Source organism: Streptomyces violascens (assembly GCF_014649955.1).
In the GTDB taxonomy this organism is placed as follows: Bacteria; Actinomycetota; Actinomycetes; order Streptomycetales; family Streptomycetaceae; genus Streptomyces; species Streptomyces violascens.
The window spans coordinates 37,853-64,101 of record NZ_BMUA01000026.1 but is presented as its reverse complement, the minus strand read 5'-3'; the positions used below and the strand labels follow the sequence as shown (position 1 = coordinate 64,101).

Here is a 26,249-nt window from a genome sequence, read left to right as displayed (position 1 = left end):
AGCCGAACCCGCGCCAAGGCGAGCGAGCCTGGGCGCGGGTCGGAACGCCTGCTTGATCCGCACTTCGGCAGGTCCTGCGCGACGCCCCGCGACGGTTTCGGCGCCCGAAAGAGACGTTCGCGCGGTACAACCTGGTCTGTACGTCGCTGGGCGAGCAGACCCTACTGCGGGACCAGTCAAGGATGCGGACATACCGCCTCTAAGGCTTCGCGAGAAGGGAAGCCTGGCCGGCGCCACCCAACTTGCGTAGGTGATGGTGACCGAGTTCGCGTAGGGGGATCGATCTGCCGTGCTGGTGGTTGGGAGTGCACCGTACGCAAGAGGCGTAACGCAGTCCGCCGTCAAATCGGCCACGAGATAGGGCTACGAGGGAGAATGTGCGCGACATCGGACGGCACCCACCAGGACGGATGCAACCACTCGGAGTCGATAGCCCGACCTGGCTTGCGGCTTGTCCGACCTATCCGTTCTCTGCATGCCGCATTTAAGGACCAGTTGGCCATCAAGTTGTCGGCATGGTCCACCACGCGGCTCATCCGTCGGGACCTGGGCCTGTCCGGGGTCCGCGACATGCAGAGCCTGGTGGATGCGATCGCTCAGAAGCGGGGTCGGCCGATCGTGATCGCCGAGGAGCCTCTGCCGGCGAAGGTGTCGGGGTTCTGTGTTCGCGGCAGGAAGGTGGACTTCATCGTGGTGGACTCCAACGCCAGTGAGCTGACTCGCCTCCACAGCACGATGCACGAGCTCTTCCACCTGTGGGACGAGGAACCCGAGGCCCAGGACACCTCGGCGTCGGCCGAGACCGCGGCCGAGGCCGTGCGCCAGTTGCTTCCGGACCTGGACCCGGAAGCCGTCAGGAAGGTGCTGGCGCGGTCTCATTACGACAACCCGCACGAGAGGCGCGCCGAGGCGTTCGCCACGGTGATGGTGCAGAGACACCTCAAGCTCGGTGGTCCTGCAACCAAGGACAACTACATCGGCTCAGCCCTCGCGCACAGACGATCCGGAGTCTGAAACCCCGAGGCCAGAACGCGCCTCACAGAGAATGCCGGGCATGTTCAGCCGGGAAGGCAGAGCAAGCCACTTGGCCATTGCGCACATCCTCAGGCGTGGCCGCGGAGACCTGACATCTCGCAAATCCCGGCAGCGGTGGGTGCCCGGCTTCAGGGCCGGAAGAGCACCTGGGCTGTCCGCAGCAGCACCCGGGGCCTGCTCAGTGCCTGCGGGCGGGCACGCATGTGCAGAACATCCATGAAGACCCTGTTGACGGCCGAGTCCCTGACCGACGCCTCGATGACCCGGTCGCCGACCCAGCGAGTCATCGCGTACCCGGGAGGGTAGGGCCCACTCACGTGAGGCTGAGCGAGATCGGCCGTTGTGGAGAGCTGCCACGCGGCATTGACGACAGCCGCGGCGCGTTGGAAGTAGCCCCGGGCTGGAACGTGCGGAGACACCCCGGTGCGGAGGTACGCATGCAGCGATGACGCTTGCAGCATGGCGAGGGTCAGGCCTTGTCCGTAGATGGGGTTGACGGACGCGAGGGCATCTCCCACGACGACCAGGCCGCCCGGGAACTGAGGCAGCCGCAGGTAGTTGCGGCGCTGGCTCTGGCGGAACCGGAACGGCTCCACAGGGCCGTCGAAAGCCCCGATTTCGGCGATCTGCTGGAGCGGACTCACGCAGCGCCGCATGCGTGCGAGGAACTCTTCAGGATCGCGGCTCGGCGCATGGTCCGCGTACCCGGAGAGCACGACGCTCCACCGGTCACCCTCTACGGCAGCGAGTGCACCTGCTTCACTCAGCGTCGGCTGATATCCGCTGGAGGGCCCGGGCGAGGAGTGCGCGATCACGAGGTCCGGCATTTCAGTACCACGCCGGAAGGCGGCGGTGGCATACCCAAGGTCGACTCTCATCCGGTCCACCGGCACCACACCCCAGCCGTCGTCGCTCAGCCACGACACCAGACGGCTTGCTTTGCCCATCGCGTCAACGACCAGGTCGGCGGCGACAGACTCCTCAAGAACGCCATCGTCATCAGCGGACGCCGTGTAGCGAACGCCGGCCACCCGCCTGCCGAGGAGAGTGAGCCCGCGTGCCCGGCCGCGCACCTGGTGCACGTTGGGCAGTCCCAGCACTCGGCTTCGGACGTGGCGCTCCAGAAGGGGACGGGTCGCACCGAGCATGACGGAGTCCGGGATCGGAGCCTTCAGGACGCCGTCCACGTAGAACTGCACCGCGGATCCCGACCCGGTGCGCGCACCAGCTGCGGTCAACTCGTCGGTTATCCCGGGAAACCACCGCTCGAGCTGGGTATGGCCCATGGCCAGCAAAGCGTGCAACTGCCCACGATGCGGGGCGCCACGGCCAAGACTGTCCGGCTCGAGCGGATCGGGCTCCACGATGACGACTTCCACCGCGAGGTCGCTGAGTACGCGCGCGGCCATCAGGCCGGCAAACGATCCACCGAGGACGATCGCCCGTCGCATTGGGTCCCCCATGCCTGGCCGGACATGCCGCAGCCAGGTCTTGCTCAGTACGCGGAACAGCGCCGCCCTGCGCGGCACTTGGAGACTACCGGCCTTGTCGTGCGGCGCGTACGAAAGTGCCTGTATGAATCAGAGTGGCGACGGCTGCACCCGGCGCAACATGGGGCGGGGCATAGAGCCGACGTCTGTCGGTTTGCTGGAGCCGGGACCCTGCCGCCGTGCTGATGACCCCGCGGGCTATATAAAAGGGAGGTGTCTGAAGATGCATCCAACATCGTTTACTTGGCCATATCGGTCATCACGCTCGCGATAGCCGCGTGGAAAGCCCTGGCGCTGCGCCGCGACCCAACAACCACGCTCGCACTGACCACCAGCATGTTGTTCTGCGCCACTCTGGTCTACGTGATGGCTTCGCCCGTGGGATACCGAACCCTGGGTGACTGGACCGGGCAGCCGAGCTTTGCCACCCTGCCTGTCTATGTCGGCATCCTCGCGTGTTTCGCGCTGGTGCATCTGATCACGCTGCTCTGGGACTCGGCGCTGCTGGAGGTCCCGAAGCGCAGGCGGAACCTGGTCACCGCGTGGAGCGTCGGCTACGTAGCCTCGGGGTGCCTCATGGTGGCGGCGTTCGCTGCGGCCGACCTGTCTGGGCCTGCTGACCCTCTCAAGTTCAACACCGCCTTCACGGACGATCCTTTCGTGCTGATCTTCCTCGCGGTGTTCCTTGCCACGCTGACCAGCGGGACTCTGAACACGTACCGTCAGTGTCGGCGTGCTGAAGTCTCAGACCCCGGCCTGCAGCACTCGCTCGCAGCGTTCGGCTATGCGATGCTCGTCATCTTCGGCTACGTCGTCTGCTCGGTTCCGGCCATCGTCGCGGCAGTATGCGGAAGCCACGCCCTGGACACCGTAGGCGTCTTCGGTTCCTCCTTCGGAGCGTTCGGCTGCATCATCATGTGCTACGGCCTGTCCGGATCGGCCGTCGGCGCCTGGCTGCGTGAGCGGCGCGACTACACGACGCTGCAGCCGCTCTGGGAACTGGTCGTTGGCCAGGTGGACGACGACCTCGCCTTCAACCCTGACAGCACTCCGGGCCAGGGGGGCAAGCTCCCGGCCAATGTCTCGTTCAACCTGCACCGCCGGGTCATTGAGATCCTGGACGGCATCCGGACACTGCGTCCGTGGGTCTCACAGGACGTTATCGACGACGTCCGTCGTTCGGCCTCCGACCTGACCGAAGCCGACAGGGAGGCACTGGCCGCCGCTGTCGCACTCCAGGAAGCCGTGCAGCAGCTGCACATTGCACGCGAGGAGTTCGCCCAGCGGAGCCGCCCGGACATCGCGCCACCAGAAGGCCCGCCCGTCGTTCTGCCGGGGGAGAAAACACCAGCGAGTGAGGAGCGCGAACGCCTCCTGCGCCTCGCGCGATCCCTGGATCACCCGCTGGCTGAGCGTTCCCGAGAGGGCACAGAGGCCCGGCCGGCTGCCTGACAGAGTGGAGGTGGGGTGGAGCTGCCGAACGCAGCGCCACCCCACCTCTGTTCTCTGAGCCAACCGATAGCCAGGAAGATCATTAGGCGACCGCGGAGCGGTACTTCAGATAGCGCTCGAATGCGTCCCGGCTGTCGCTGACAAACGGCCATTGGTCCACCAGAACGGTCAGCTCGCGCTCGGCGAGCCAGTCGCACCAGCCTATTTCCTCCCTGCTCGGCTGGAGCTGGACCGGGTCGATCGTCGCTTCGTGAACAGCGAACCAGTAGGGGCCGAGTTCGCCGTCGCACAGGAACTTGAACAGGGGCGTGACGGCAGCCGTCACGCCCATCTCCTCGGCAAGTTCCCGGCCGGCCGCGGCCTCGTAGGACTCACCCACGCCGACCGCACCTGCGACCAGCCAGCTGTACTGTCCCGGAAAGCGGGAACTGTTCTTGGGACGCTGATGGACCAGATACCGCCCGTCGGGGTCCCGGCAGAGCACCATGGACATGCGGTAGAGCCACCCGTTGCGTACCGCGTCGCCTCGCTCCACCACGCCAATGACGTGGTCCTGTGCATCTACTCGCTCAATCAACTCGCCCATGGCCCTACCCTGTCAGAGCGGCCCAGGTTGCCCGCATGGCGGGGGACCCGCGGAGCACTGCAGTTGCTGCCAAGCGGGAATCGCGGATCACTGTGCGACTGGCAGGCCCGTTAAGTGGTCGAGTCGTCGCGGGGCTCCGGGCGGCCAAGTTCTTTGAGCCATCCAGGGGCGACAAGCTCACAGCCATACCCGAAACCCCTGGGCCCGCCGATCTTACGAATGATCGACTCAGACCCACGCTTGGAAGGAAGGTAGGACAAACTCAGAGTCCCGTACGGCAACGACCCCGCCGACGGCTCGCGCGCCAGATACACGGACGAGCGGGCTTCACCCTTCCCGCCACATCTGAGTGGTGGGAAGGGTGGGACCGCGCCGGCTTGCGCGGCTCGCCTCCTTGCCCTTGCAGGACTCCGCCCGGACGAGCTCGGCCCCGCCAAGGCGAGGCGACCCGACGCAGACGCCGACGGCGCCGCAGCAGGGGGATCCGGCTGACCAAGCTATGACGCCGTAGGCGCGGGCTGAGTAGGGGTACTCAGGCGCGTGAGCCCGGGGCTGTTTAAGGTGGCGTTCATGACAAAGAGTGAGGTGCGGCACGCCGACGAGGATCGCCTGCCGCCCGCACTTCTCCAACTGTCCTTCCCATTCAGCCCGTTGACGGCGCAGAGCCCTGCCGGCGCCGAGCGAGGAACCAAACACCCGTGACCAGCCCCCAGTGGCAGGGCTTCCCGCCCTCCCCCGGCCCCCACCAGATGGCACCGCAGCCCGCGTATCCACACCCTGGTACGCCACAGCCGGGCTCTTTCGGACCGCCCGCGCCCGGGGCCGCTCCGTTCATGCCCGGGTTGGTGGCACCGCCTCTGACGTGCAGAATCTGCGGTGCGCTCCCGGCCGCGTTCGCGACGTTCCGGTCACATCACGGTGTGTTGATGTGGATGCGGTTCTCGCGCGTGGACGGGCCGTTCTGCCGGACGTGCGGCCTCGCGATCTACCGCGAGGTGACCAGCAGCACGATGTGGCAGGGTTGGTGGTCGCCCCTGTCGCTCGTCCTGTTCAACCCCGGCACCCTCATCATCAACCGCTTCACACTCGCTCACATCAACAAACTGCCCACGCCTATCCCCGGGCAGCCCGGCCCGCAACTGGCCCCCGGAACCCCGGTGCTGCGGCGCGCCAGTTCTCTGGCCGCCTTGCTCCCTCTGGCCTGGGCGATATGGGCCCTCTCCCACATCATCAACGACCTGACGTCCTGACGCCCAGCCACCGACACGGCACCAGCACCCACGGCCAGGCGGCTCCGCTGGTGGGAGCCTCTGGCGAGTGCCGCCAACTTTCCTTCTGCTGAGGTACGTACCGTCATGAGCTACCCCCCACCACCCGCGCCCGGTGCTCCGCAGGGATTCGGGCCGCCCCCTGCGAGGTTCGGTCCGGCTGTTCCGCCGATGCCCACCACGCCGCCGAACGTTCCCCCTCCGACCGCGCGGCGCGCCCGGCTCTGGCCGGGGATCGTCGCCATCATCGCGGGATCCGCTCTCGTACTCGGCTGCGGCACCTGGTACCTGACGTCGGGCGGCGACAGTGATAGCAGCAGGCCCGCTGCCAGCGCCGGCAAGGGTGCCGACGGCAACGACGGCAACCACGCCTCTCAGGCCGCCCCGCCCTCCGCCAAGATGCTCTTCCACCAGTTCGCGCCCAAGGTCAGCAACAGCTTCGGGGACCGCGTCTTCGGTGAGTGGCTTTCCGACAAGGCGTACGCCAAGACTGGCTTCAAGGAGGTCACCGGTTACGACCGGGCGAGCGGCACTCAGCTCTGGAAGCTTCCCCTTCCTACCCAGGTGTGCGCCACGACCTTGCAGAGCACTGCGGACGGCATCACCGTGATCGCGTACGACAGCGAGAAGGGGTCCACATTTGAGGGCGTCGGAGACTGCTACGAGATCGCGGCGTTCAACATCACGACCGGCAAGATGCTCTGGCACGCCAGCACGCCCACTATCGGCGTGTCCGCCAACGGTGGCGGTGACCGCAAGATCTTTGTTTCGGAGATCGCCATCAGTGGCGGCACCGCCGCTGTGGGCAGTGCGAGCGACGGAGGCGCCGCCTGGGACATAGCGACGGGCAAGCAGCTGTGGAAGCCGACGGCCAACGCCGAAAATTGCCAGGACGACGGCTACGCGGGAGGCCCGGCGCTGGTTGCTGTGCGCCGGTGCGGCGACTATGCACGGCCCTCCCTCTCGGTCCAGACGCTGGACCCTGCGACCGGACAGCCGCTGTCCACGTACAAGGTGCCCTCGGCGTTCAGCGACGTGCACGTGCTGTCCTCCAAGCCCCTGGTCGTCGGCGGGTATCCCGGCGAGGGCTCCGGCGCCAAGATCTCCGACATCTACTCCATCGACGAGAAGACCGGTAAGGAACTGGCCCACATCACGATCCCCGACGAGAAGTACGCCATCGACTGCAAAAAGGAGGTGGGGACCTGCCTGGGCCCCCTAGCGGGCGGCGGCAAGCTGTTCCTGCCGACGGCGGATCACGCCAACACTTCCCCCGACGTGCCCGGCCAAACCAACGAGTTCGTCGCCTTCGACCTCGCCACCGGCAAGCCGGTGCCGGGCCGCGCCGACGCCGGCGACGGGCGGAAACTCTTCCCCATCCGTATGGACGGCAACAACGTCATCGCCCTGCGCACCCCGCCCTATCAGGGACACGGCGCCGTGGTCAGCATCGACGGCAGCACCCTGAAACAGACCGTCCTCATGGAGCTCCCCAACGACGACAAGATCCTCAGTTCCGTCCTGAAGTCCTTCGGCAACCGCGCGGACGACCTGCTGTACGACAAGGGCCGCCTGTACATAGGCGACCGGCTGACGGACAAATCCAGCGACGAGATCGAAGGCCCGCACTACCTGTTCGCCGTCCTCGGCACCAACTGACCAGGGCAGGCCATTGAGCGCTTGGGGTGGTGCGAAGCACCACCCCAAGCGGCTGTGGAACTGCACCCTGCCGCATCTGGATGCCCGCATCCGCGCCAGGACCGGACCGTACGAGATGAGTACGCAGGCTCACGCGACGGTCTTGGCGGTCTGCTTGAGTGAACACCGACAGCAACGGTCGCTCGGGACGGCACGGCAGACACGGAAAGGGAATTCGGGGATGGTACGGCGGGACGGTCTGCTGATGGTGGTCCTCGCGGCGCTAGTGACCGGATGCGGCGTCCGACGCAGGCTCAGGCGGCGTCCCGCACTACCAAGACTGGCCCGTTAGACGACCATTCCCTTCGCAAGGTGCCCGGGGAACAGGAAAGGGTCCCTCCTCCGGATAGAGAGAAGGGGCCGATCTGGACCGTCCCCGTGCTGGCGGGGGCGGGCCGTGCCCCTTGGTCTCGCAGCCGAAGAGGCGGTGCCTGAAACTCGTGCACAGTGGTGACGCTACTGCTGTTCGTTCCAGCGTCGTGGAGAAACGGAGAAGCCCGCCAGCCGGAAGGAACTCACAGCGCAGCGATGCAAGGTCTCGGTCCCGTTTGGATGTCCTGCCGGCAGGTGTGGGTCAGGGGCGGTCTTTGCTGTCGGAAGCCGGGTCCTCGTCAGCCCTGGTCAGTCCGAGCATGCCGCGCATCAAGGGGATGATCCGCCTTCTGCTGCGGCTGGGGAGGGCACGTACCGAGTCGGTCAGCTCTTGCAGTTCCTGTTCCTGCTCCGACCGGTCCATGGCAGCGCCGAGCGCGGACATCAGCTCCTTGCCCCACGCGGCGTCGTCATCCGTGGCCAGGGCACTGCGGAGCGCCAGCTGGTTGTATCCCACGCCCCTGTTCTTGAGCATGGCCAAGTAGGTGAGCTGTTCGCGGATCGGCTTGAGGGCGCGAGCGAGTGCCTGTCGGTCCGTGAGGGTGAGGAAGCCGGCCTCGACCCGGAAAAACTTCTCCAGTTCGACGGTGACCTGCAGGCCAGGGTTCCTCTTGGCGGTGAAGACGTTGTAGACCTGCGCCCGGGAGATCCCCAGCCTGACGGCGATCTCGTCGTAGCTGTACTCCGCACCATCGGGCCGACGGCGGGTATCGCGAAGGAAGACGAGACGTCGGTGGACAGAGCTGTGGAGGTTCTCCGGTTCGTCCGCCGGCGCTCCGTTGAGGAGCTGTTCCACCTGATCGGCGGGTATGCCCGTCCTATACACAAGTCGATCGATATTGAACCCGTCGGGGGCGTAACCCAGTTCCTTGATCAGGTCATTTACGGAACTGAGAACGACTTCGAGTTCGTCTGCCACTCCGATCCCCTCCGGCGTGACAGCCTCGTCAGAAGGGTTCATGTTGGGCGGATCTCCTGGGTTGGCGGGCAAAGGGTGGGCACGGTGTGAAGATGCGCTCGCCCAGAGGTTAGTGGGCGTTGGCAGTCTGCGTCACGCCGCATCGTAACAATTGTGACCTCGAGGGTCGGCCGCGCCGAGTCGCAACAATTGTGTCAGTGTGCGGGTCCCTCGAGGGTGTCTTTGGCCCGACTGGGCCCGTGTCGGCTTCCTGCCTGCCGCGGCCGACGATGCGGCCTCTGGACGGCCGGGCCAGGGCGCAACGCCAAGGGCCCCCTTTTGCGGGTTAGTTGAAGGAGCATCTACCCGCGTGGGGTGGCGTCCCTGTGCGACGGCGACGGCAACTCTCCCCACCTGAAGAACAATTGTTGACACCCTTCTCCATGATCGGGCAGGATCGGACATCGTTGGTCACGGGGCGTACACGCCCCATGGCGCATCGCCTTGCGCTCTGCTCGGCGCCGCGTTCATCCAGCGCCTGTCAGCACATCAGATCAAGGAGCCACAGGGCACCTTGAACGCCGGATCCGGCCTCACCCGGCCTCGGCAACCCTGCCGTTCGGCGTCACCAACTCGGGAGACGTGGATGAATGTGTCACCACCCGCAGCAGCCGCCCACCGGGGCCGCCGCCTTCGCCAGTCGGCCCTGATCGGCACGGCAATCACGGTGGGAGCAGGGGTGCTTCTCGCGCCGGCGGCCAGCGCGGCAGACCGCTGGGGGCCCGGATACCTGATACCAGACAGCTCCGGGAAGCCCGCAGCCTCACACATCGGCGCCTACGGCCCGCCCGGGGCGCAGCTCCCCGGTTTCACCGGCCTTGCATACTGCGGTGATCCGGAGCTCGATGGACCCGAATCCGCCGGTCACTACGGCCCTGTGCAGGAAAACACCGCCTGGACCTCGAAGGCCACCGGCAAGTCGGCGACGGCGCAGGACATCGCCCGCGCCGCGTACGTGCTGTCCAAGTACGGCGACGCGAAGAGCGACGCCCAGGCAGCCGCCGTCGACGCCGCCGTTTACAGCTACCTCGAGGCCGGCACCACCTACGCCCTGCCCAACGGCAAGCGTGCCCTGCAGCGCCTGACCTACCCGAACGTGCCAGTCGAAGCGAAGCGGTTCGCCACCGGCTACATGGCCGAGGCGGCCATGTTCGCCGGCCCCTACAAGGTCAACATCAAGCCGGCTGGCACCGCCCTCAAGCCCGGTGCAAAGAGCGTGGTCACCCTCGACGTCACCTCCGCCAGCGGCCACAAGATTCCCGGCGTCACGCTCGACCTGAACCTGGCCGGCGCCGCCGCGGGCACCGTAACGACCAACGCGGACGGCGTCGCCACCACCAGCATCACCCCGGCCAAGGCGGGCGACACCATCCTCAAGGCGACCGCCAAGTCGCTTCCAGGCAACGCCCTGCGCACGATCACGCCGGCCAATGCCAAGGCACAGCGCATGCTGCTCGCCGGCGGAATCTCCAGCGCCCAGGCGCAGTTGCAGCTCAAGGTCGATGCCCTCAAGGGCGGCATCAAGGTCACCAAGACCGCGGCCGAGTCGGGCAAGCCGCTTGCGGGTGTCGAGTTCACGATCAGGGACGCCGCGGGCAGGACCGCAGCCACCGGCAAGACCGATTCAGCCGGCCACTGGCAGGCCGACAATCTGGCCCCAGGCATGTACACCGTGCATGAGGTGAAGGCTGTCGAGGGCTACCAGCTCGCCTCCGACCAGCAGACGACCGTCCTCGACGGCACGACGGCCGACGTCTCGGTCAAGGACGTCAAGATTCCCGACCAGCCGAAGCCGCAGCCGCGGCCGGTCACCATCTCCGTCCTGCCGCAGACCGGCGCCTGACCGCCACTGCGCCACGCATCCACCACGGACCCATAACCGCTGGGTGGTGACCAGCCACCAGCTGCTCACCACCCAGCGGCCCGGCCCGAGCCGCTCTCACTCGCAGGAACCCCTCATGCCCCCCACGAGCAGCACCTCCCAGTCCGACGACACCGTCAACTCCCGCGAGTCCGCCCCCTCCCGCCCCGGCAGGCGCCGCCTCGCGATCGCCGCGGTAGCCGCCACAGGCATCACCTTCGCCGCCCTGCTGTGGGCACAGACCGGTCACAACTCCGGAAGCCACTCCGCGGCCGCCGCGCAGCCCACCTCGTCCGCGGCCGCGCAGGCACCGGACCCGCTGACCTCCTCCGCCACGCCGCCCACCAGTGACACGAAGGTGGCGGACACCACCGGCACGTCCCACGACGCCGCCACCCGGACCCTGTCCGACTGGAGCGCCGCCAACCCGCCGGCTCAGGGAGAGCACACGGTTGGCGCCACGAACGGGACCGGACCCGGAGGCCGCATCGGGGCGGTCCTGCGCATCCCCGCGCTCGGCGCCGACTGGGCCCAGCCCGTCTACGACGGCGTCGCAGAGCAGCAACTACGCTCCGGCGTCGGTCACTTCCCCGGCACCGAACAGCCTGGCCAGATCGGGAATTTCGCGATCGCCGGTCACCGCTCCGGCGTCGCCGACCCGGCTTTCCGCAGCATCGACCGCATCACGGCCGGCGCCGAGATCCAGGTGGTCACCGCGCACCGCATCACCTACACCTACACCGTCACCCGCGTACGGACCGTCGCGCCGACCGATGTGGACGTGATCGCGCAGGTGCCCGGCAACCCCGGCGCCACCCCCACCGCGGCGAGGCTCACGCTCGTCACCTGCTGGCCGGCCACCGGCCATTCCAAGAGGGTCGTCGTGGAGGCGGACCTCGTCTCAGCCAAGGGCGGTGCATAGTGGCCGAAGACATCGACCCACCGGAGCAGACGGCCGAGACGGTCACCGTCCTGCCGGCGCGCCCCTGGCCGGTCTTCAACGTCGACCGGGCCCGCGCCGAGCTCATCGCGATCGAGATGCTCACCCGCGGCGCCTCCTACCTCAGGGTCCGCCACGCAACTGGCCTGGCCCCCAAGGAAGTACGCCGCCTCCAGACGCTGGTCGCCGAAGAAGCACAAAACCCAGCCACTCCACGGATCGTGTGCCGTACACCTGCCCGCGTTCACCCCGGCCGCCCTCGCGGATCTGCCCCGCCCAGCCAGCCAGATGAGACGGCCGACCCCGTCCAGATGACCTTCACGCTCGACTAACCCACCGGCGCCACCCACCAAGCGCGCCTTCGCCCCCTTCAGGCCCGTGCCGCCACGGGTCTATTTCGCGCACGCCAAAACCCAGGACCCCCCTGTGCCCACGACCCTTGCACCACCCCGGCCGGCTCCGCTGCAGCCTGCCACGGAGCCCGCTGCAGCCAGCTCCCGCGTTCCCGCCAGCGGTCAGTGGATGTCCACGACCGGCGGACGCATCGCACCGAACGGTCACGCCTGGCTCGAAGCCGTCTACTGGGTCTACAAATACGGCCCCTACTCCTCCGAGCTCTCGCACGGCCCCAAGAAGTTCGGCGACACCACCCTGCGCCTGGCCCGAGCGATCGCACACCTCACCGAATGCCGCCCCAGCGTCGCCAACTTGGTGGGGTGGCTGAAACTGTCGACGCGCACCGTGCAGTACCACCTCGCGATGCTGCGGGAGGCAGGTCTGCTCACCTACCGCTCCAAGGGGACCCGCGTGCGCGGCGTCGGGGGGCGGGCCAGCGAGTTCGAGCGCACCATCCCGCCGGCCTTCGACGACGCGGCAGGGCTGCGCACCGGCCCCTCCGACACCCTCATCCGCTCCGTACGCGGCTTTTCCCCGGACCGGATCCCCCTGTTGAAGGAGCTCCACGCAGCGGCCCGCCCCCGGCGCCAGAAGCGGACAAAGACGGCCAACCGCCGCTCGGCTCAGGGCACTTCGCGCAGGCCGTCTTGCACCCCAATGGTGGGTAGTACCTCTAGCTCTTCTACTGCGGGTGATACCTCCTCTCCCTCTGAGAGCAAGCTCGCCAGCGGGCAGCACAACTCCACCTCCCCGAAGAAGACCAACCGCCGGAAGCTGAACCAGACCGGCCGCCGCTACCAGCTCGCCGCCGAGCTCACCCAGCAGATCGGCTGGCTCGGTCGCGCCGCAGTCCCGCGCATCGCCTGGATCGTGCGCCACGTCGCCGATGCCGGCTGGACCGCGGCCGAGGTCATCGCCGTCGTGGGGCTCGAGGCCCCGGCCCTGCGCGTCCACCGCCCGTCCGGATTCCTCGCCCGCCGCCTCACCGGCGCCCACCTGCTGTACGACACCGCCGCCAAGCGCGCCCAGATCGTGGACCACTGGCGGGACGCGCGCCGCGCAGAACGCGACCGGCACACCGACTGGCATCAGGACGACTGCCGTCGGCCCACCAGCCCCGCCGTAGCCCGCGACGTGGCAGCGGCCTTCGCACAGCTGCAGCAGCCGGCCGCCGCGCCGCAGGAAGAGCGCGAACTCGCCGTCGGCGATGACGGCCTGGTCGACCTCGAACAGCTCACCCGCGAAGAGGTCATCGACCTGCGCGCCGCCGCCCTCAAAGACCCTGCCCTCGTCCGGGCCACCGTCCACGCCTGCGGCGAGGCGTACGCCCGCCGCCTCTACACGTCCGCGTTGGTCAACCACGTTCAGAACCTCGCCCGCCTGGGCCGCACCATCGTCCACCGCTGGAGTCCGGAATGAGCACCGAAGACAAGCCCGCCGGCGTCGACCTCGCCCGGGTCGCCCTGGCAGCCGCCAGGAAGGCCGCCAAGGAACGCGGCGCCCACACCTCGGCCACGCAGAACACGAAGCGCCGCTCTGCAGCCCGTCGCAACGGCCGTGATCCCATGGGACTCGGCAGGACCCTGGCACACCTTGTCACCGAGCAGGGCTGGGAGACTCCCGCGGTGGGCGGATCGGTGATGGACCGATGGCCGACCATTGCCACCCCGGAGATCGCCGAGCACCTGCGAGCTGTCGCCTACGACCACCGCACCGGCCGCCTCGACCTCGTCCCGAGCAGTAACGCCTGGGCCACCCAGGCCCGCCTGATCACCGCCCAGCTCATCCAGAAGGCCAACGCCGCGGCAGGTACCGAAGCGGTCCGCCACATCCGGGTTCTGCCCGTCGGTGCACGCACCCCCCAAGCCCCTACCGCCCCCGCTGAGCCAGCAGCACCGGCCCCGCGTGGTGAGGTCCGCACGCGGGAGAGCGCCTCGGCCGGCTACCACCGGGCGCGCGCCGCGATCGTGCTCCCGCCCGACGAATCCTCCCCGCCGCCGCCCCGCACACGCCCGGACGGATGCGACGGCTACCAACACGTCATGGCGCTCGTGAAGAGCCCGCCAGCCGCCCGGCGCACTATCGACCGGGCCCCCGTCCGCACGCGCGAGGACGGATGCGCCGGATACCGCCAGACACTCGCCGAGGTCGGAGCTCTGCCCCAGACCCGCACTCCGGACCAGGCAGCCCTCCACACCCGGGAGGCGGCCTCGACGGGCTACCACCTCACCCGCCGCGCACTCCTGGACGGCAAAGTCCGCAACCAGACCCGCCCCGCATGACCACCCCGTCGTGCCCACGGCCGGCGCGACCGAACGAAGGAAGGCATCCGTGACATCAACCACCTCCGAACGCCAACACGCCACCCCCACCCCCGACATGGACCCGGCTGCCCGACGGACCGCCTCGTCCATCACCGACCCCGATCTCGACGCGCTCTACGACCAACGCGACGCTCTGCTGCGTCTGCTCGCCGTCTCACTCATCGCCAGGTCAGCGCCGGCAGGAACCCGGTCACCCCAGCGGGCATCGCCCTGGAGCTCCTGGGAGCACCTGTGACGAGCCACCTCTGCATGCGGCTTCCCCGGGACGCTGGTTGGGAGGACTCGTATTCACCCCGTGTCGGTGCCGACCGGGGGGACGTCGGAGGGAGCCAGGTCGGTGCGGATCCGCAGGAGCCGCACCGGGTGCCGCCACCGGCCAGCGGAGTCGAGGGAAACGTCGACAGCGACTTCCGCAACGATCACCGGGTCAGCCAGTCGCACGTGCAGCTGATCTTGAGAGCCCCACCCTGCGGAGAACGACCATCCCGTCCACGGGTGGTCAGCGTGGCCGTCTCGGAGCCGCTCGCCCAGGGCCTGACGGGCGGCCGTGTTCAGCACCGTTGTGCGGCCCATGTACTGCAGCTGCCCGTTGGCATCGAGGCGGCCGAGAAGGGCGGTGACGGGGGCGGACAGAGTTCCGGTGACCGCGCCGATCAATGCCTCCGTGCTGTGCCTCGACCGGTACTTCCGCCACCCCCGCCAGCCCGGCCGATATGGCTGATCGAGGCGCTTGAAGACGATCCCTTCCATGCCCACCGCCGTCCACGACAGCCACTCGCCGGCCTGCTGCGGATCGGTGGTGGCGGGGCACAGGGCCCAGGGAGCCTGTAGACCGTGCTTGGCGAACAGGGCTTCCAAAGCCGCCCGACGGTCACGGTAGGCAGTGGCTGTGAGATCGACGGCGTCGAGACGCAGCAGGTCAAAGGCGACGTAATGGGCCGGCCACTGAGCAGCAGCGCGAGCGGCTGTTGACCCGCGCCGGTGCAGGCGTTGTTGAAGCAGTTCGAAGGCGAGGCGATCGTGCTCCCAGATGACGAGCTCGCCGTCGAGAGCGGTTCCGGTCGGCAAGTCGACCGCGGCGGTTTCGATCTCGGGGAATGCGGCCGCCAGGTCGCCGCCGCTGCGCGAGCGAATCTGGACATGGCCATCTGCCCAACGGCCCACCAGAGCCCGGAAACCATCCCATTTGGGCTCGGCAGCGTGACCAGCCGGCAGCACTGGATCCTCTGTGGGCGTCGCGAGCATCGGTTCCGGTAGTTCCCAGGTCAAAGGCATGGTCGACGTCTTCCACCCTGGAGAGGTGGTCGCGGGGGTCGTCGCCCGGATAGCCGATTCGAGACAGTGCCTTGTCCAACTCCATCGGCCCGCGTCGACCAGCTCTGCACCGCCCTTCGGCAGCCATCGCGTAACAGGCTGCCACTCAGGGCCGATGGGTAGCCCTGCGGAGAAAATGAGTACGACAACTCACGCATGGTCGGAGCCCGCCACCGACGATGAACAACAACATCGTCGAGACCAGGGAGTTCCCATGCTCAGCCGCATCGCCGACATCCTGGTGCCCGCCGTCGGCCGCCTGTCGGTGACCACCGACCCCGGCACCGCACTCGCGCCAGGCAGCATCCTCGCCGCGAACCACACCTCGATGGCCGACCCCGCCATCGTCATCGCAGCCCTGCGCCGTCTGGGCGCCGAACCGGTCATCATGGCGACCGCAGGACTGTGGCGCGTCCCGCTGCTAGGACGCGCACTCCTCCGCGAAGGGCACATCCCCGTCCACCGCAAGGACCACCGCGCCGCAGCCGCACTGGACGGAGCCGTCGAGGCTCTGAAGGAAGGACGGATGCTCCTCATCTACGCCGAGGGCGGCCTGCCTCGCCGTAGGGATGCCGCGGAAGCGGCCCCCGAAGCCTTCCGCAGCGGGCTGGCTCGCCTCGTCGAACGCACCGGCGCACCCGTCGTGCCCGTGGGCCAGGCCGGAGCCCGGCGGGTGACCTCCGGCAGCACCGCCAAGCAGCTCCTCGGCCTGGCCACTGCGCCACTGCGTCGGCCGGACCTGCACGTTCACGTTGGGACACCGCTGGAGCTGACCGGCGACCACACCGCACGGACGGCTTTGGCCCGGAGTGCCGTGACCACCGCGTGGCGCACTGCGGCAGCCCAGCTGCGCGAACCCTCCGCACTCACTGCGTAACCCGGCGAAGACGAACTCGGCTCGCCCCATCCGGCCACGTGACAATGAGCTGCCCTATGCGTCGGCCGAGTCGATGCTGTGCTGGGAGGGACTTGCGCGGGTGGGAATGCGATCGTGGGCAGGCCGGCTGGTGCTGGCGTGGGCGACACGGAGACCATCCTGCGGCCAGCGGTAGAAGCGGACGTAGACCCCAGCCTCCCGTTCAGCGCTCTGGCGGGGCAGCTGGACGTCGACCTGGACGACGACGCGGCCGTCGGCGTACTCATGACGGGCCATGACGACTGCGTACCGCCAGCGACCTGCTGCCCGGATCCACAGCGCGGGACGATCGCCGCGGGGCCACAGCCAGACCCGCGGAGGCGGGCCGGCCCCTTCACACCAGGGCGGCGCCTGTTCGGGCTCCTCGAAGGCGGCCACGGTTACGACACCTCCCGGTCCGCGTCCGGAACGACGACTGTGCCGTCCCATGCATACAGCCGCGGGTAATGGACAGCCCAAAGCCCGTCGACGATGTGGATGTGCACGAGGGCGGCAGGACTGCCATCGGCGAGAACCGAGGTGCGCAGGATGAGAGCCTCGTGCGATCGGTCGGCCACCTGGACGCGGGCGGGCAACATACCGCCGGACAGCTCGTCGAACGACAATGGCCCTGGACCAGCTGCGAGTTGGGCCGGATGCAGGCGTACAGCATCCCCGGGGCGAGCGGGCAGTACCTCGACCGGGGAGAGGCCATCACCAGACACGTGCATGGAGCGCGGATGCCACCAGAACCAGCCGAGACCCGGCGGTGCACCGTCGGTCGGACGCCGCAGCAGGTGAGCCATACGCCGTCCACCATGGTCGCGGTACTCCGTCACAACGGCCCGCCGGACCCGGCCCGCGAGACGCACCCGAGCATCGAGCCACTGCTCCTGGGCGTAGACGTGCCCGTCGACGGCCGCGGTCCGCGCCCGGAACGCCACGGGCTCCGCATCTTGGGTGAGCGAGGGCCCGATCAGGCAGACCATGACACGGCACCATGACGGGCGACTGCTGCTGCGGGACCCGCGGTCCTGGACCCGAACCGCGCATTCACGCGGTCCAGGACGGTCTCGATACGCAGCCCGCGTTCGCGTCGCTCATCGAGGCTGAGCTGCTCATGCGCCTGAGCGGCGGACACGAGGCGCTCGGCGGTCAGCGTCAGCGCCCGCAGCCGAGCCCGCTGGAATCCCAAAGCCTCGTACGCCTCAACCGCAAGGAGGCGCAAGTCGCCCGTGTGCGCGCTGGGCCCGTCCGGCCGGGTACGCGACCGAACGATCTTGCTGCGGTCGGCGAGCACCACGGTCAGCGTCAGCGCACGGCATGCCTGCCGACGGACCCGGAGCTGCTCACCGAGATCGACCACGAGGCCGAGCAGAGCGGCGCGTGCCACGTCGGAGTCCAGGGTGTCGGTGGCGAACCGCGTCGAGACCGAGGCACTGAGAGGCAGCTCAGCAGGGACAACCGTCCGACGGTCCACTCCGCGGGCCCTCTCCCACAGCAGGCGCCCCGCTGCCCCTCCTACGACACGCTGAACGGTCCCCAGGGGAAGCTGGGCGAGCAGGCCGATGCTGTGCACCCCAAACTTCCGCAAGGTGCGTTCCTGGACTGGACCGACACCCGGCAAGTCGCCAACCGGGCGTGGCTGCAGAAATGCGGCGATCTCCCAGGAGGCGGCGCCCACCACACAGACACCGCCTGGCCCAGGGGCCTGTGAAGCCATCGAGGCAACCGACCAGTTCGGGCCCACCCCGACATCCACCGACACCCCATACAGTCCCAGCGCCCGAGCTCTGAGTACCCGTGCAAGATGAGCCGGGTCCTGGCCGTGGTAGCGCAGGCTGCCCGTCACATCGGCTACGGCCGCGGCAGGCGGAAGCGCCTGGACGACCGGCGTGATGTCGGCGATCAGGCCGAGCACCAGCCGGTACACCTGCTCGTCGATATCACGAGCGCACCGCAGATGCAGGATCGATGACGTGGGTCCCACGCGGTCGTCTGTGTCCATGAGGGCACCTCCACCCCCACGATACCGAACGGATATTCGAAAACACATTTCCTGGAATCAGCTGCCGCTGTGACCGTCACTGTGATGACTGAGCGTCCGGGCGGAGCTGTTGGCCAGGCACGTTGGAGAGTTCGGTGAGGAGACGCGCTTCGTACACGTCGCCGGAGCGGTCGGGCCCATGAGGCTCGGGCCGATCAGTAGGTGCTCCAGTCGCTCGCCGTTGCTGCCGGAGCCGCGCCGACGGCGGATGTGTCCGCCACGACGGCTACTTCGGCGGAGCGTCGCGCTCCGGGGTTCGGGTGGTCAGACGGTGTTGCTAGTCCGACTACTCGGCTTCTGAAGGGGAGCAGTCCAACTGCCCTACCGGCGCAAGGGCCTGTGGCGACTCAATCAGGGGCGCTCCCGGTGCGCAAACCTCGCTGAAGCCGCCCGGAGCGCGATACTCGAGATGTTCACCCAAGGACGGCAGGCTGCTCAGGGGCTCCTGTGGTGAGGATGTCTGTGATGAGGTCGGCGAGGCCGCGGGGGTAGACCCTCTCACCGGTGGAGAGGAGCTCGTCCAGTGTCCACCAGCGGATGGAGTCGATGTTGTCCGGCTGGGTGGCGCGGGCTGGGTCGATGGCGGCGGGTGTGGCGTGGACGAGCCAGTATTTCTCGACCTGGCGGACGGGGTGGCCGCCGACGAGGTGGTCCTGGCTGCGCTCAGCGATCTGGGCGCCGAGAGTGATGTCGGTGGCACCAAGTTCTTCGCCGAGTTCGCGGCGGAGGGCGCTGGGGTAGTCCTCGCCCGGTTCCAGGCTGCCGCCGGGGGTGGCCCAGAATCCGTCGTTCTCTTCGTACCGCAGGAGCAGGACTCGCTGGTCGGTGTCGAGAATGACGGCTCGGGCCGCCTCCCGCCGGGGCAGAGCGTTCATGGCATCAGTGTGGCAGGGGGCTCAGTCCGGCTCGACCAGGTAGTCCCCGATGCACAGGGCGTCCAGGCCGCACGCCTGGAAGGTGGCTAGGGCGTGCGCCGGGGTTTCCACGATGGGCTCTTGAGTGTTGAGGCTGGTGTTGAGTACGAGGGGGACCCCGGTGAGCTGGTGGACGTGCTCGATCAGCGAGGCGAATGCCGGGGTAGTGCTGGGATCGACGGTCTGGACACGGGCGGTCCGGTCGACGTGGACGACGCCCGCGATCGTGTCCGCCCGGTCGGCTCGGACTGGCGGGGCGAGGAGCATGAAGGGGCTGGGTACGTCGAGGTCGAACCAGTGGTGGGCGTGCGCGGCGAGGACGGCAGGGGCGAAGGGACGGAACGGCTCGCGGTGCTTGATGCGGTGGTTCAGGGCGTGCGAGCTGGCGGTGGTGCGGGGGTCGGCGAGAATGCTGCGGCCTCCGAGCGCGCGGGGGCCGAGTTCGCTGCCGCCCTGGAACCAGCCGATTATGTTCCCCGCTGTGATCATCTGGGCGGCGGTGGCGGTGATGTTGCTCTCGCGCCGCCACCGGTAGGGGGTGCGGCGGCGCTCGACCAGGCCTGAGCGCGGGTCCCGGGTGAGGGCCTGTTTGATCTCGGCGTCCGTGTAGGTGCGGCCGAAGTAGTCGTGGGTGAGCGGCCGGCGGGGCAGTTCGCCGGTCAGTTGGTGCCAGGCGTGGAGGGCGCAGCCGAGGGCCTGGCCGCGGTCGGAGGACGCCGGGGGCGCGAAGTACCCGTCGACGGCGTCCAGGCGGCGGAGTCTGTCGGCGGCCACGCAGTTGAGGGCGACGCCGCCGGCGAAACACAGGTTGCGCAGACCGGTGGCGGCGATGGTCTGCTCGGCCAGGGCGGACAGGGCTTGTTCGGTCTGGGCCTGTACGTATGCCGCGGCGTCGGTGGCGCGCGGGTTGTCTCCCCGGCTGCCGGGCGGTCCGAAGTCGGCGCTGTTCCGGCGCGCGAGTTCGGCGACGCCTGCGGCGTGGGTGAGGGTGAGGCGGCCGTGGACGGTGGCTCCGGTGACGTCGAACAGAGGGGCCGGGTGGGCGTGCGGGTCGCCGTAGGAGGCGAGGGCCATGGTTTTCCCGGCCTCCTGTTCGTGCCAGCCGAGCCAGTTCGTGAACGCCTCGTACGTGGCACCGATACCTCCGGCCCGGGGGCGGGTGGGCGGGTTGCCGCCGAGGCGGTGGATGCCGTCGCGGGTGGCGGCGTAGTACGTCTCGGTGTCGTGGTTGTTGCCGCCGCCGTCGACCACCAGGACGGTCGCCTCGTCGTGGGGGCTGAGGCAGTACGCGGTGTAGGCGTGGCTGAGGTGGTGGTCGACGGGGACGATCCGTGCCAGGTCGACGCCAAGGTGGGCGAGGGCGGTCTCGTCTGCGGTGGGCGGGTGGTGGCCGATGCCGCTGACCGCGAGCAGGTCGACGTCCTCCAGCCGTATGTCGGCGGCGCGCAGGCAGTACAGGAGGGAGGCTTGCCAGCCGGGGCTGTAGCGGGTGCGGTTGAGTCGTTCTTCGCCGATGGCGACCATCGTGGTGTCGGTGATGAGGGCGGCGCCGCCGTCGTGGCCGAGGTTGATGCCGACGACGACCGGGGTGTGGGCGGTCATCAGGCGGCCCCTCGTACGGGTTCGGCGAGCAGGTCCCACAGACCGGTGTGGCCCTTCGGGTCGCGGTACAGGGCGCCGAGTTGGCACAGCTGGACCGTGATGCCGCGGTGGTCGAGCGGTTCGGTGAAGGGATGGCCGAGGGATTCCAGTCCGCCGAACGCGTCATAGACGGCCCGGAACTGCGGGTCGAGTTCCGGGCGTACGTCCGGAACGTTGGTGGAGGTGGTGAGCTTCGCCGCGGTGTCGGTGAGACCGGCGTCGGCGAGGAATCCGCTGACCTGGGCGAGGACGGTGCCCGGGGTGGCGCCGTCGGTCTTGATGATCAGCGGTGGGGTGGGGCACAGCGTTGGGGCGATGTCGGTGTAGAAGGAGTGCAGCCGCTCCAGCAGTCCTTCGTCGAACCACTGCTCCCAGCGGGGCCGTTCGGCCACGTGCCCGCGGCGTGTGAGGCTCTCGCCGGGGCTGACCAGGAGGATCGCGGTCAGGACCTGCTCGGGCAGGGCGGGGGCGATGTGGCGGGCGTAGAAGTCGCGGGCGGTGCGGTAGGGGAGGCTGTCGTCCGCGCGGGTCGCCCAGCAGTAGGCCAGGGCGCCGAGGTGGTTGCGGTCGGAGATCAGCAGCCGGGTGGCGGGGTCGGTGGTGAGCCGGGCGGCGGCGCGGGCTTTGTCCAGCTCGTGGCGCAGGAACCAGAGGCTGTGTCCGGCGGCAGAGGGGTGTACGGGGGCTCGCAGGCCGGTGCTCAGCCGTGCGTTGGGCTCGGTGAACCACAGGCACGCGTCGCCCAGGACGGGCACCATCCGCGCGAGCAGGGAGGTCTTGCCGGCTCCGGGGGGCCCGTCGAGTACGAGGACAGGGGCATCGGTGGGCATGTCAGTCCTTCCGGGGGTGCGGGCCGGGGCGGCAGATGGTGGCCAGCGCGAGCGCCAGGTCTTCCACCCGTACCGCGAGGGCGGTGCTCGTGGGCAGGTCGGCCGGGTACTGGCCAGCCAGCCGGTCGCTGACGGACTGCCACATGGCGGCGAACGGGTCGCAGAAGCCGCACTGCTCGCCGGTGGCGGTGGTCAGGCGGGTCGTGGTGGACCGCTGGTAGGGGCGGGCGAAGTCGATGGTGGCCGCGTCCCCGGGGCCGCTGAAGTGGATCTGCTCCAGGAAGCGGCTGGGCGGTGTGGCGCTGATGACCAGGGTGAAGGGCTCGGCGGCCGGCCCGTACAGCAGCGCGTGGAGGGACTGGCTGTCGGAGTCCAGGGTGCACGCGGCTGGCGTGACACCGGGGGCGGCCAGGGCGAGAGCGGTCAGCAGGTGGTAGCCCTGCCACAGAAGGATCCGCAGTGCGGTGCGCTGGTGCGGGGCGGCAAGCTGCTCAGGTACCGCCTGGGGCGGGTCTTCCGCGAAGGTGTACGGGCTGAAACCGGGCGGCAGCAGGCGCCGGCGGGCGGCTTCGTCGACTCCGTCGGCTTTGATGAGCCAGCCGCCCGCCGGGTCCGGGACGGCCGCGAGAGCGGCGTGCAGGGCCGGGTCGTGAGCGCGCATCGCCCCGACCTCCAGCAGCAGCCCCGCCTCCTGCGCGCGGGCGGCCAGTTTGCGGGTGTGGGTGACGTCCAGGCCGACGGGCTTCTCGGTGAAGACGTGAACGTTTGCGTCCAGGGCCGCTTCGATCAGGTCCTCGTGGACGCCGGTGAGGATCACCAGCATGTCCGCGCCGTCGAGCAGGTCCTTCGTGGTCGCTGCGATACGGGGCACGGCGAAGCGGGTGGCAGCGGCGCGGGCCCGGGCGGGGTCGCGGTCGGCCAGTGCCGTCACCTCGAAGACGGTGGGGCGGGAGGCGAGCAGGGGGAGGTGGAGACCGAATGCGGCTGCGCCGCATCCGGCGACAGCCAGTCTCCACGGCCTGGTCTGCGGGCTCATGGGGATGCCTCCTCGGGGTTCCAGCAGCCGGTGGCCGCGCGGTAGGAGCGGGCGGTGATCTCGTCCTGGGGCAGGGCCCGCAGGATGGGGTTGAACAGCTCCACCGAGGCGGTCCCGGCGTAGCCGACCCGGGTGAGCGCGTCGGCGAAGGCGGGCCAGTTGAGGGCGCCGTCGCCAGGGAAGAGCCGCAGGCCGTCCGTCCAGCCGCGCGGGGTGCCGGTGTGGGGAATGTCGGCGATCTGCACGTGCCCGACCCCGCCCGTACCGAGGGCGGTGATGTGGCCGGGGTCGGCTCCGGCGACCGCCCAGTGGAAGGAGTCGACCAGCACCGCGGCGTTCTCCGTGCCGCTCTCGTGCACCAGCTCGGCGACCGCAGGCAGGGTGGCGGCCACCGGGTGAGGGCCCTCGAGTTCGGGCGGCAGTCCGTCCACGACGCTGACGGCCTCCACCGCGAGGCGCACGCCGTAGTCGGCGGCCGTGTTTGCGAGTTGGGCGATCCGCCGGCGCGCGAGGGCCAGGGCATCGCCCTGGTCGAGCGCGGAGAAGGGGTTGAGGACGGTCGTTGCGACAGGGCAGCCCAGTGCGGCGAACGTCTTGAGCCGCTCGGGAAGGGTCTGCAGGTGCTCGGCGTACCCCGCGGTGTCGACCAGCAGCGGGGCGGGAAGGACGGGACCGGCGGGCAGGATGCCGCTGGCGGCCGCCACCGTCAGCCCGTGCTCGGCCAGCAGGTCACGCACAGGTGCGGTGCCCAGGTGCTGGGCTTGCTGGATGGACAGTTCCACCGCCTCGAATCCAGCGGCCGCCGCCAGGGAGAGGAAGTCGGGCAGGCGGACGCCGGCGAGGGTGGCGGGGTTCAGGCACGGCCGAAACGGTGCGGCAGTCTCAGGACGGGCGATCATGCGGTAGCCAGCTTTCCCGCCAGCAACCGCTCCCGTAGGCCCTCCAGGTCCTCCACTACTGCGGTAAGTACCCGGCGGGCGTCGACCGCCAGGATCGGGGTCGGCCCGGAGGTCTGCACGATGGCCTGCCACGGATCGGCCAGATCCCGGCCGGACTGCGAGACGAGAGCCACCGCGCACTCCAGCCCGGTCTCCTCGTGCAGCCGGCGGGCGGCCTCCGTGGCGGCCAAGTTGTAGAGCTTGCCGACGTGGTAGACGGGGTTCTTGCCCGAGATGCCCTCGGCCGACCAGGGACGGAGCATCGAGATCAGCCCGTTGGAGCGGTTGCCCCGGCCGACCACTCCCTCGTCGCCAGACTCGATCGACGACCCGGTCGCCGTCAGGTAGAGCTCGGGCCGCTCATCGACATCACGGGTGTTCACGAAGACCTCGACGTCCACACCCGGCGCGATCCGCCCGGCCGTCTCCACGATCAACTCCCGGGCCAGGGCCCGGCGGGCGACGTAGGTGTCCAGGCCCGCGGTGTGGCGGGCGATCTGCGGCACACATGCTGTCAGGCGCACGCTGCCACCGTGGCGTACGACCATCAGCTTGATGTCCGTGCCGAAGTACGGGTGCTCGGCACGGAACGTCTCGCTGCTCAGATGCGTCTCGATTCCGCTGGCCAGCTGCTCGCCGATACCCAGGGGCGCGTAGCCGACCCCGGCGGAGGTGTCGTTGGAGAACAGGCGGTGCCGCTCGGCGAGGTCGTCCAGGCTCCGCGGGGCAAACCAGCGCTGCCGCGAGGCCGCCTGCTCCGCGTTCGCACCGTCGGCGACTGCTCCGGGGCTGGAAGCCTGGGTCAGCCGGGGCCTCACCTGCACCCACCGCTGGGTGTCCAGCAGCGGCAGGGCTGCCCCCAGGAACGCACGGGCCGCCGTGGTGACGATGTCCTCGACGGGGATGGACTGCGCGCCCAGCGCGGTCGTGATCCGCCCGTTGACCAGGACCTGAATGGGGGCCGTCATCTCGCCGTGCCCGAACGCCACGTCGGCGGAGCCGCCCAGCAGCGCCAGCTTGTCCGTGTTGTGGTGCAGGATCGCGCCGAACTGGTCCAGGCAGTAAGTGCTGTAGGCGCGGGAGATCGCCTCGGCCATACCGTCGGCGAGAGTGTCGGGGTGGCCGGAGCCCTTCCGCTCGATCACCTCGACGGCGTTCTCGGCGCCGGCGGGGTACAGCCCTGCGGCCGTGATGACGTCCATCAGCAGCTCTCCATGATCTTGTGGACAGGTAGTTGAGCGAGCGCGATCGGACGGCGGCCGAGCAGCCGCAGACGTCCGCGCTCCAGGTGGTATGCGCCGATGCGCGCCAGGTCGCGCGCCGACTCCACGGCGCGGGACCGGTCCAGGAAGGTCCATCCGGCGGCCAGCCCGATCACGGCCTGGTGCACGGCCTCACGCCCGGCCTGGATCGCGGCAGGCTCGACGCGCACGCTCAGGTGCATCCGGGCGACGCACACCCCGTGCCCGGCGCCCTGGCGGACGAAGTGCCGCAGGGTCGTCTCCGGACGGTAGACGGGATGGGAGACGACGGCAGCAGGCTCGATGAGGGTCTGGTGTCCGGCCTGGCGGGCGCGGTCCACGAACTCCAGGTCCTCGCAGTCCCCGAGCCACCCACCCCGGCGCCCCAGATCGGTGCGGAACAGGCCGACGTCCATGGCGGTCTGACGGTCGAACAGCAGATTGCAACCGGTAACCCAGTACGGCCACACCGCCAGCTCCCGGTGAGCGGGCCAGTCCACCGCGCCGTGGCACTCGCGCAGCGCCTTCGTCAGCGCCGTCACCGAGCCGCCGGGGTACTCCACGACAGTGCGGCCTCCCACGGCGAACACCTGCTCCTCCTCGATCGCCGTCACCAGGGTCTGCAGCCACTGCGGCTCGGGGCTGATGTCCGGATCAGTGATCGCGACGTAGCGGCCCCGGGCCGCGCAGATCCCGCGGTTGCGCCCCGCGCTCAGCCCCGGCGTCGGCTCGTACAAGACCCGCACCGCGAACGGCCAGTCGCCCTCCCGGACCGCTTCGGCGATCGGGCGGATGGGTCCGGGCAGGTCGTTGTCCACGATCACCGCCTCGAACCGGTCGGCGGGCAGACTCTGGCCGGCCAGAGCGTCCAGCAAGCCCCGCAGGTGTCCGGTGTTCCCTCGGGCGCTCACGACGACCGACACCAGCGGCACATCCAACTCGCCCATCGGCGGTTCCCTCCCTCGCAACGGCGTGTACGGCGGGATCCATGGCACCGCAGCCCGTCTTGGTCG

The 26,249-nt window shown here is 69.3% G+C and carries 25 protein-coding genes; 11 read left to right on the top strand and 14 right to left on the bottom strand.

Annotated elements, in window-relative coordinates; translation table 11 throughout:
• The first annotated feature begins 495 nt into the window (after positions 1–495).
• Entirely contained in the window at positions 496–1,014 is a 519-nt protein-coding gene (locus IE206_RS33790; RefSeq protein WP_189969022.1) for a hypothetical protein, read from the top strand.
• Positions 1,015–1,163: 149 nt separating this feature from the next.
• On the opposite strand, the gene IE206_RS33785 is transcribed toward IE206_RS33790, so the two are convergent.
• On the bottom strand, positions 1,164–2,486 hold the full coding sequence (locus IE206_RS33785) for an FAD-dependent oxidoreductase (RefSeq protein WP_189969020.1): 1,323 nt from the start codon (positions 2,484–2,486) through the stop codon (positions 1,164–1,166).
• Positions 2,487–2,738: 252 nt separating this feature from the next.
• On the opposite strand from IE206_RS33785, the gene IE206_RS33780 reads away from it, so the two are divergent.
• Positions 2,739–3,977 carry an MAB_1171c family putative transporter gene (locus tag IE206_RS33780; RefSeq protein WP_189969019.1) on the top strand — a complete coding sequence of 413 codons (1,239 nt, stop codon included), beginning with the start codon at positions 2,739–2,741 and terminating at the stop codon, positions 3,975–3,977.
• 82 nt (positions 3,978–4,059) lie between these two features.
• Here IE206_RS33780 and IE206_RS33775 read toward each other — a convergent pair whose 3' ends face one another.
• A complete protein-coding gene (locus tag IE206_RS33775) occupies positions 4,060–4,563 on the bottom strand; it encodes an NUDIX hydrolase (protein WP_189969017.1) in 504 nt (167 codons plus the stop codon).
• Positions 4,564–5,495: 932 nt separating this feature from the next.
• Here IE206_RS33775 and IE206_RS33770 point away from each other — a divergent pair.
• Positions 5,496–5,813, top strand: a complete 318-nt coding sequence (locus IE206_RS33770; RefSeq protein ID WP_229853279.1) for a hypothetical protein — start codon at positions 5,496–5,498, stop codon at positions 5,811–5,813.
• Positions 5,814–6,002: 189 nt separating this feature from the next.
• Positions 6,003–7,490: an outer membrane protein assembly factor BamB family protein gene (locus IE206_RS33765; RefSeq protein ID WP_189969012.1), complete on the top strand. Its 1,488-nt coding sequence runs from the start codon at positions 6,003–6,005 to the stop codon at positions 7,488–7,490.
• A gap of 613 nt (positions 7,491–8,103) precedes the next feature.
• Here IE206_RS33765 and IE206_RS33760 read toward each other — a convergent pair.
• Positions 8,104–8,862, bottom strand: coding sequence for a helix-turn-helix domain-containing protein (locus tag IE206_RS33760; protein WP_189969009.1), 759 nt, complete (start codon positions 8,860–8,862; stop codon positions 8,104–8,106).
• Between the two features lie 874 nt (positions 8,863–9,736).
• Between IE206_RS33760 and IE206_RS33755 the strand changes: the two genes are divergently transcribed.
• The 6 genes from IE206_RS33755 to IE206_RS33730 all read left to right on the top strand — a co-directional run bounded on the left by IE206_RS33755 (position 9,737) and on the right by IE206_RS33730 (position 14,615).
• Positions 9,737–10,702 (top strand): prealbumin-like fold domain-containing protein, encoded by a 966-nt coding sequence (locus IE206_RS33755; protein WP_189969007.1) that lies wholly within the window; start codon positions 9,737–9,739, stop codon positions 10,700–10,702.
• A 115-nt stretch (positions 10,703–10,817) separates the two neighbouring features.
• Positions 10,818–11,642: a sortase gene (locus tag IE206_RS33750; RefSeq protein ID WP_189969005.1), complete on the top strand. Its 825-nt coding sequence runs from the start codon at positions 10,818–10,820 to the stop codon at positions 11,640–11,642.
• Positions 11,642–11,992, top strand: coding sequence for a hypothetical protein (locus tag IE206_RS33745; RefSeq protein ID WP_189969003.1), 351 nt, complete (start codon positions 11,642–11,644; stop codon positions 11,990–11,992). Before IE206_RS33750 ends, IE206_RS33745 begins: the two co-directional genes overlap by 1 nt.
• Before the next feature lie 190 nt (positions 11,993–12,182).
• Entirely contained in the window at positions 12,183–13,475 is a 1,293-nt protein-coding gene (locus IE206_RS33740; RefSeq protein ID WP_189969001.1) for a helix-turn-helix domain-containing protein, read from the top strand.
• Complete coding sequence (locus tag IE206_RS33735; protein ID WP_189968999.1) at positions 13,472–14,338, top strand: DciA family protein; 867 nt, start codon at positions 13,472–13,474, stop codon at positions 14,336–14,338. Before IE206_RS33740 ends, IE206_RS33735 begins: the two co-directional genes overlap by 4 nt.
• A 49-nt stretch (positions 14,339–14,387) precedes the next feature.
• Positions 14,388–14,615, top strand: coding sequence for a hypothetical protein (locus IE206_RS33730; RefSeq protein WP_189968997.1), 228 nt, complete (start codon positions 14,388–14,390; stop codon positions 14,613–14,615).
• Between the two features lie 53 nt (positions 14,616–14,668).
• Here IE206_RS33730 and IE206_RS33725 read toward each other — a convergent pair whose 3' ends face one another.
• Complete coding sequence (locus tag IE206_RS33725; RefSeq protein WP_229853269.1) at positions 14,669–15,655, bottom strand: ATP-dependent DNA ligase; 987 nt, start codon at positions 15,653–15,655, stop codon at positions 14,669–14,671.
• A gap of 253 nt (positions 15,656–15,908) precedes the next feature.
• Between IE206_RS33725 and IE206_RS33720 the strand changes: the two genes are divergently transcribed.
• Positions 15,909–16,571: a lysophospholipid acyltransferase family protein gene (locus tag IE206_RS33720; RefSeq protein WP_189968995.1), complete on the top strand. Its 663-nt coding sequence runs from the start codon at positions 15,909–15,911 to the stop codon at positions 16,569–16,571.
• A gap of 54 nt (positions 16,572–16,625) precedes the next feature.
• On the opposite strand, the gene IE206_RS33715 is transcribed toward IE206_RS33720, so the two are convergent.
• The 10 genes from IE206_RS33715 to IE206_RS33670 form a co-directional block, all read right to left on the bottom strand.
• On the bottom strand, positions 16,626–16,847 hold the full coding sequence (locus IE206_RS33715) for a hypothetical protein (RefSeq protein ID WP_189968993.1): 222 nt from the start codon (positions 16,845–16,847) through the stop codon (positions 16,626–16,628).
• 143 nt (positions 16,848–16,990) lie between these two features.
• Entirely contained in the window at positions 16,991–17,578 is a 588-nt protein-coding gene (locus tag IE206_RS33710) for a hypothetical protein (RefSeq protein WP_189968991.1), read from the bottom strand.
• Positions 17,566–18,597 carry a DNA polymerase Y family protein gene (locus IE206_RS33705; RefSeq protein WP_189968989.1) on the bottom strand — a complete coding sequence of 344 codons (1,032 nt, stop codon included), beginning with the start codon at positions 18,595–18,597 and terminating at the stop codon, positions 17,566–17,568. The genes IE206_RS33710 and IE206_RS33705 overlap by 13 nt, the downstream gene beginning before the upstream one ends.
• A gap of 452 nt (positions 18,598–19,049) precedes the next feature.
• On the bottom strand, positions 19,050–19,511 hold the full coding sequence (locus tag IE206_RS33700; RefSeq protein WP_189968987.1) for an NUDIX hydrolase: 462 nt from the start codon (positions 19,509–19,511) through the stop codon (positions 19,050–19,052).
• A 21-nt stretch (positions 19,512–19,532) separates the two neighbouring features.
• Positions 19,533–21,152 (bottom strand): carbamoyltransferase family protein, encoded by a 1,620-nt coding sequence (locus tag IE206_RS33695; RefSeq protein ID WP_189968985.1) that lies wholly within the window; start codon positions 21,150–21,152, stop codon positions 19,533–19,535.
• On the bottom strand, positions 21,152–22,021 hold the full coding sequence (locus tag IE206_RS33690; RefSeq protein WP_189968983.1) for a DEAD/DEAH box helicase family protein: 870 nt from the start codon (positions 22,019–22,021) through the stop codon (positions 21,152–21,154). The genes IE206_RS33695 and IE206_RS33690 overlap by 1 nt, the downstream gene beginning before the upstream one ends.
• Before the next feature lies 1 nt (position 22,022).
• Positions 22,023–23,057 (bottom strand): Gfo/Idh/MocA family oxidoreductase, encoded by a 1,035-nt coding sequence (locus IE206_RS33685; RefSeq protein ID WP_189968981.1) that lies wholly within the window; start codon positions 23,055–23,057, stop codon positions 22,023–22,025.
• Complete coding sequence (locus IE206_RS33680; RefSeq protein WP_189968979.1) at positions 23,054–23,956, bottom strand: sugar phosphate isomerase/epimerase family protein; 903 nt, start codon at positions 23,954–23,956, stop codon at positions 23,054–23,056. Before IE206_RS33680 ends, IE206_RS33685 begins: the two co-directional genes overlap by 4 nt.
• Entirely contained in the window at positions 23,953–25,197 is a 1,245-nt protein-coding gene (locus IE206_RS33675) for a methionine adenosyltransferase (protein ID WP_189968977.1), read from the bottom strand. Before IE206_RS33675 ends, IE206_RS33680 begins: the two co-directional genes overlap by 4 nt.
• Positions 25,197–26,183: a glycosyltransferase gene (locus IE206_RS33670; protein ID WP_189968976.1), complete on the bottom strand. Its 987-nt coding sequence runs from the start codon at positions 26,181–26,183 to the stop codon at positions 25,197–25,199. Before IE206_RS33670 ends, IE206_RS33675 begins: the two co-directional genes overlap by 1 nt.
• Positions 26,184–26,249 lie beyond the last annotated feature (66 nt).

What these genes read in the sequence shown, in the direction of transcription:
- IE206_RS33700 (WP_189968987.1), bottom strand. Translation starts at nt 19,511, where the DNA reads ATGAACGCTCTGCCCCGGCGGGAGGCGGCCCGAGCCGTCATTCTCGAC.
- IE206_RS33690 (WP_189968983.1), bottom strand. Translation starts at nt 22,021, where the DNA reads ATGCCCACCGATGCCCCTGTCCTCGTACTCGACGGGCCCCCCGGAGCC.
- IE206_RS33670 (WP_189968976.1), bottom strand. Translation starts at nt 26,183, where the DNA reads ATGGGCGAGTTGGATGTGCCGCTGGTGTCGGTCGTCGTGAGCGCCCGA.
- IE206_RS33750 (WP_189969005.1), top strand. Translation starts at nt 10,818, where the DNA reads ATGCCCCCCACGAGCAGCACCTCCCAGTCCGACGACACCGTCAACTCC.
- IE206_RS33685 (WP_189968981.1), bottom strand. Translation starts at nt 23,057, where the DNA reads ATGAGCCCGCAGACCAGGCCGTGGAGACTGGCTGTCGCCGGATGCGGC.
- IE206_RS33675 (WP_189968977.1), bottom strand. Translation starts at nt 25,197, where the DNA reads ATGGACGTCATCACGGCCGCAGGGCTGTACCCCGCCGGCGCCGAGAAC.
- IE206_RS33765 (WP_189969012.1), top strand. Translation starts at nt 6,003, where the DNA reads ATGCCCACCACGCCGCCGAACGTTCCCCCTCCGACCGCGCGGCGCGCC.
- IE206_RS33695 (WP_189968985.1), bottom strand. Translation starts at nt 21,152, where the DNA reads ATGACCGCCCACACCCCGGTCGTCGTCGGCATCAACCTCGGCCACGAC.
- IE206_RS33680 (WP_189968979.1), bottom strand. Translation starts at nt 23,956, where the DNA reads ATGATCGCCCGTCCTGAGACTGCCGCACCGTTTCGGCCGTGCCTGAAC.
- IE206_RS33775 (WP_189969017.1), bottom strand. Translation starts at nt 4,563, where the DNA reads ATGGGCGAGTTGATTGAGCGAGTAGATGCACAGGACCACGTCATTGGC.
- IE206_RS33735 (WP_189968999.1), top strand. Translation starts at nt 13,472, where the DNA reads ATGAGCACCGAAGACAAGCCCGCCGGCGTCGACCTCGCCCGGGTCGCC.
- IE206_RS33705 (WP_189968989.1), bottom strand. Translation starts at nt 18,597, where the DNA reads ATGGACACAGACGACCGCGTGGGACCCACGTCATCGATCCTGCATCTG.
- IE206_RS33770 (WP_229853279.1), top strand. Translation starts at nt 5,496, where the DNA reads ATGCGGTTCTCGCGCGTGGACGGGCCGTTCTGCCGGACGTGCGGCCTC.
- IE206_RS33710 (WP_189968991.1), bottom strand. Translation starts at nt 17,578, where the DNA reads ATGGTCTGCCTGATCGGGCCCTCGCTCACCCAAGATGCGGAGCCCGTG.
- IE206_RS33760 (WP_189969009.1), bottom strand. Translation starts at nt 8,862, where the DNA reads ATGAACCCTTCTGACGAGGCTGTCACGCCGGAGGGGATCGGAGTGGCA.
- IE206_RS33740 (WP_189969001.1), top strand. Translation starts at nt 12,183, where the DNA reads ATGTCCACGACCGGCGGACGCATCGCACCGAACGGTCACGCCTGGCTC.
- IE206_RS33785 (WP_189969020.1), bottom strand. Translation starts at nt 2,486, where the DNA reads ATGCGACGGGCGATCGTCCTCGGTGGATCGTTTGCCGGCCTGATGGCC.
- IE206_RS33715 (WP_189968993.1), bottom strand. Translation starts at nt 16,847, where the DNA reads ATGGCCCGTCATGAGTACGCCGACGGCCGCGTCGTCGTCCAGGTCGAC.
- IE206_RS33725 (WP_229853269.1), bottom strand. Translation starts at nt 15,655, where the DNA reads ATGCCTTTGACCTGGGAACTACCGGAACCGATGCTCGCGACGCCCACA.
- IE206_RS33720 (WP_189968995.1), top strand. Translation starts at nt 15,909, where the DNA reads ATGCTCAGCCGCATCGCCGACATCCTGGTGCCCGCCGTCGGCCGCCTG.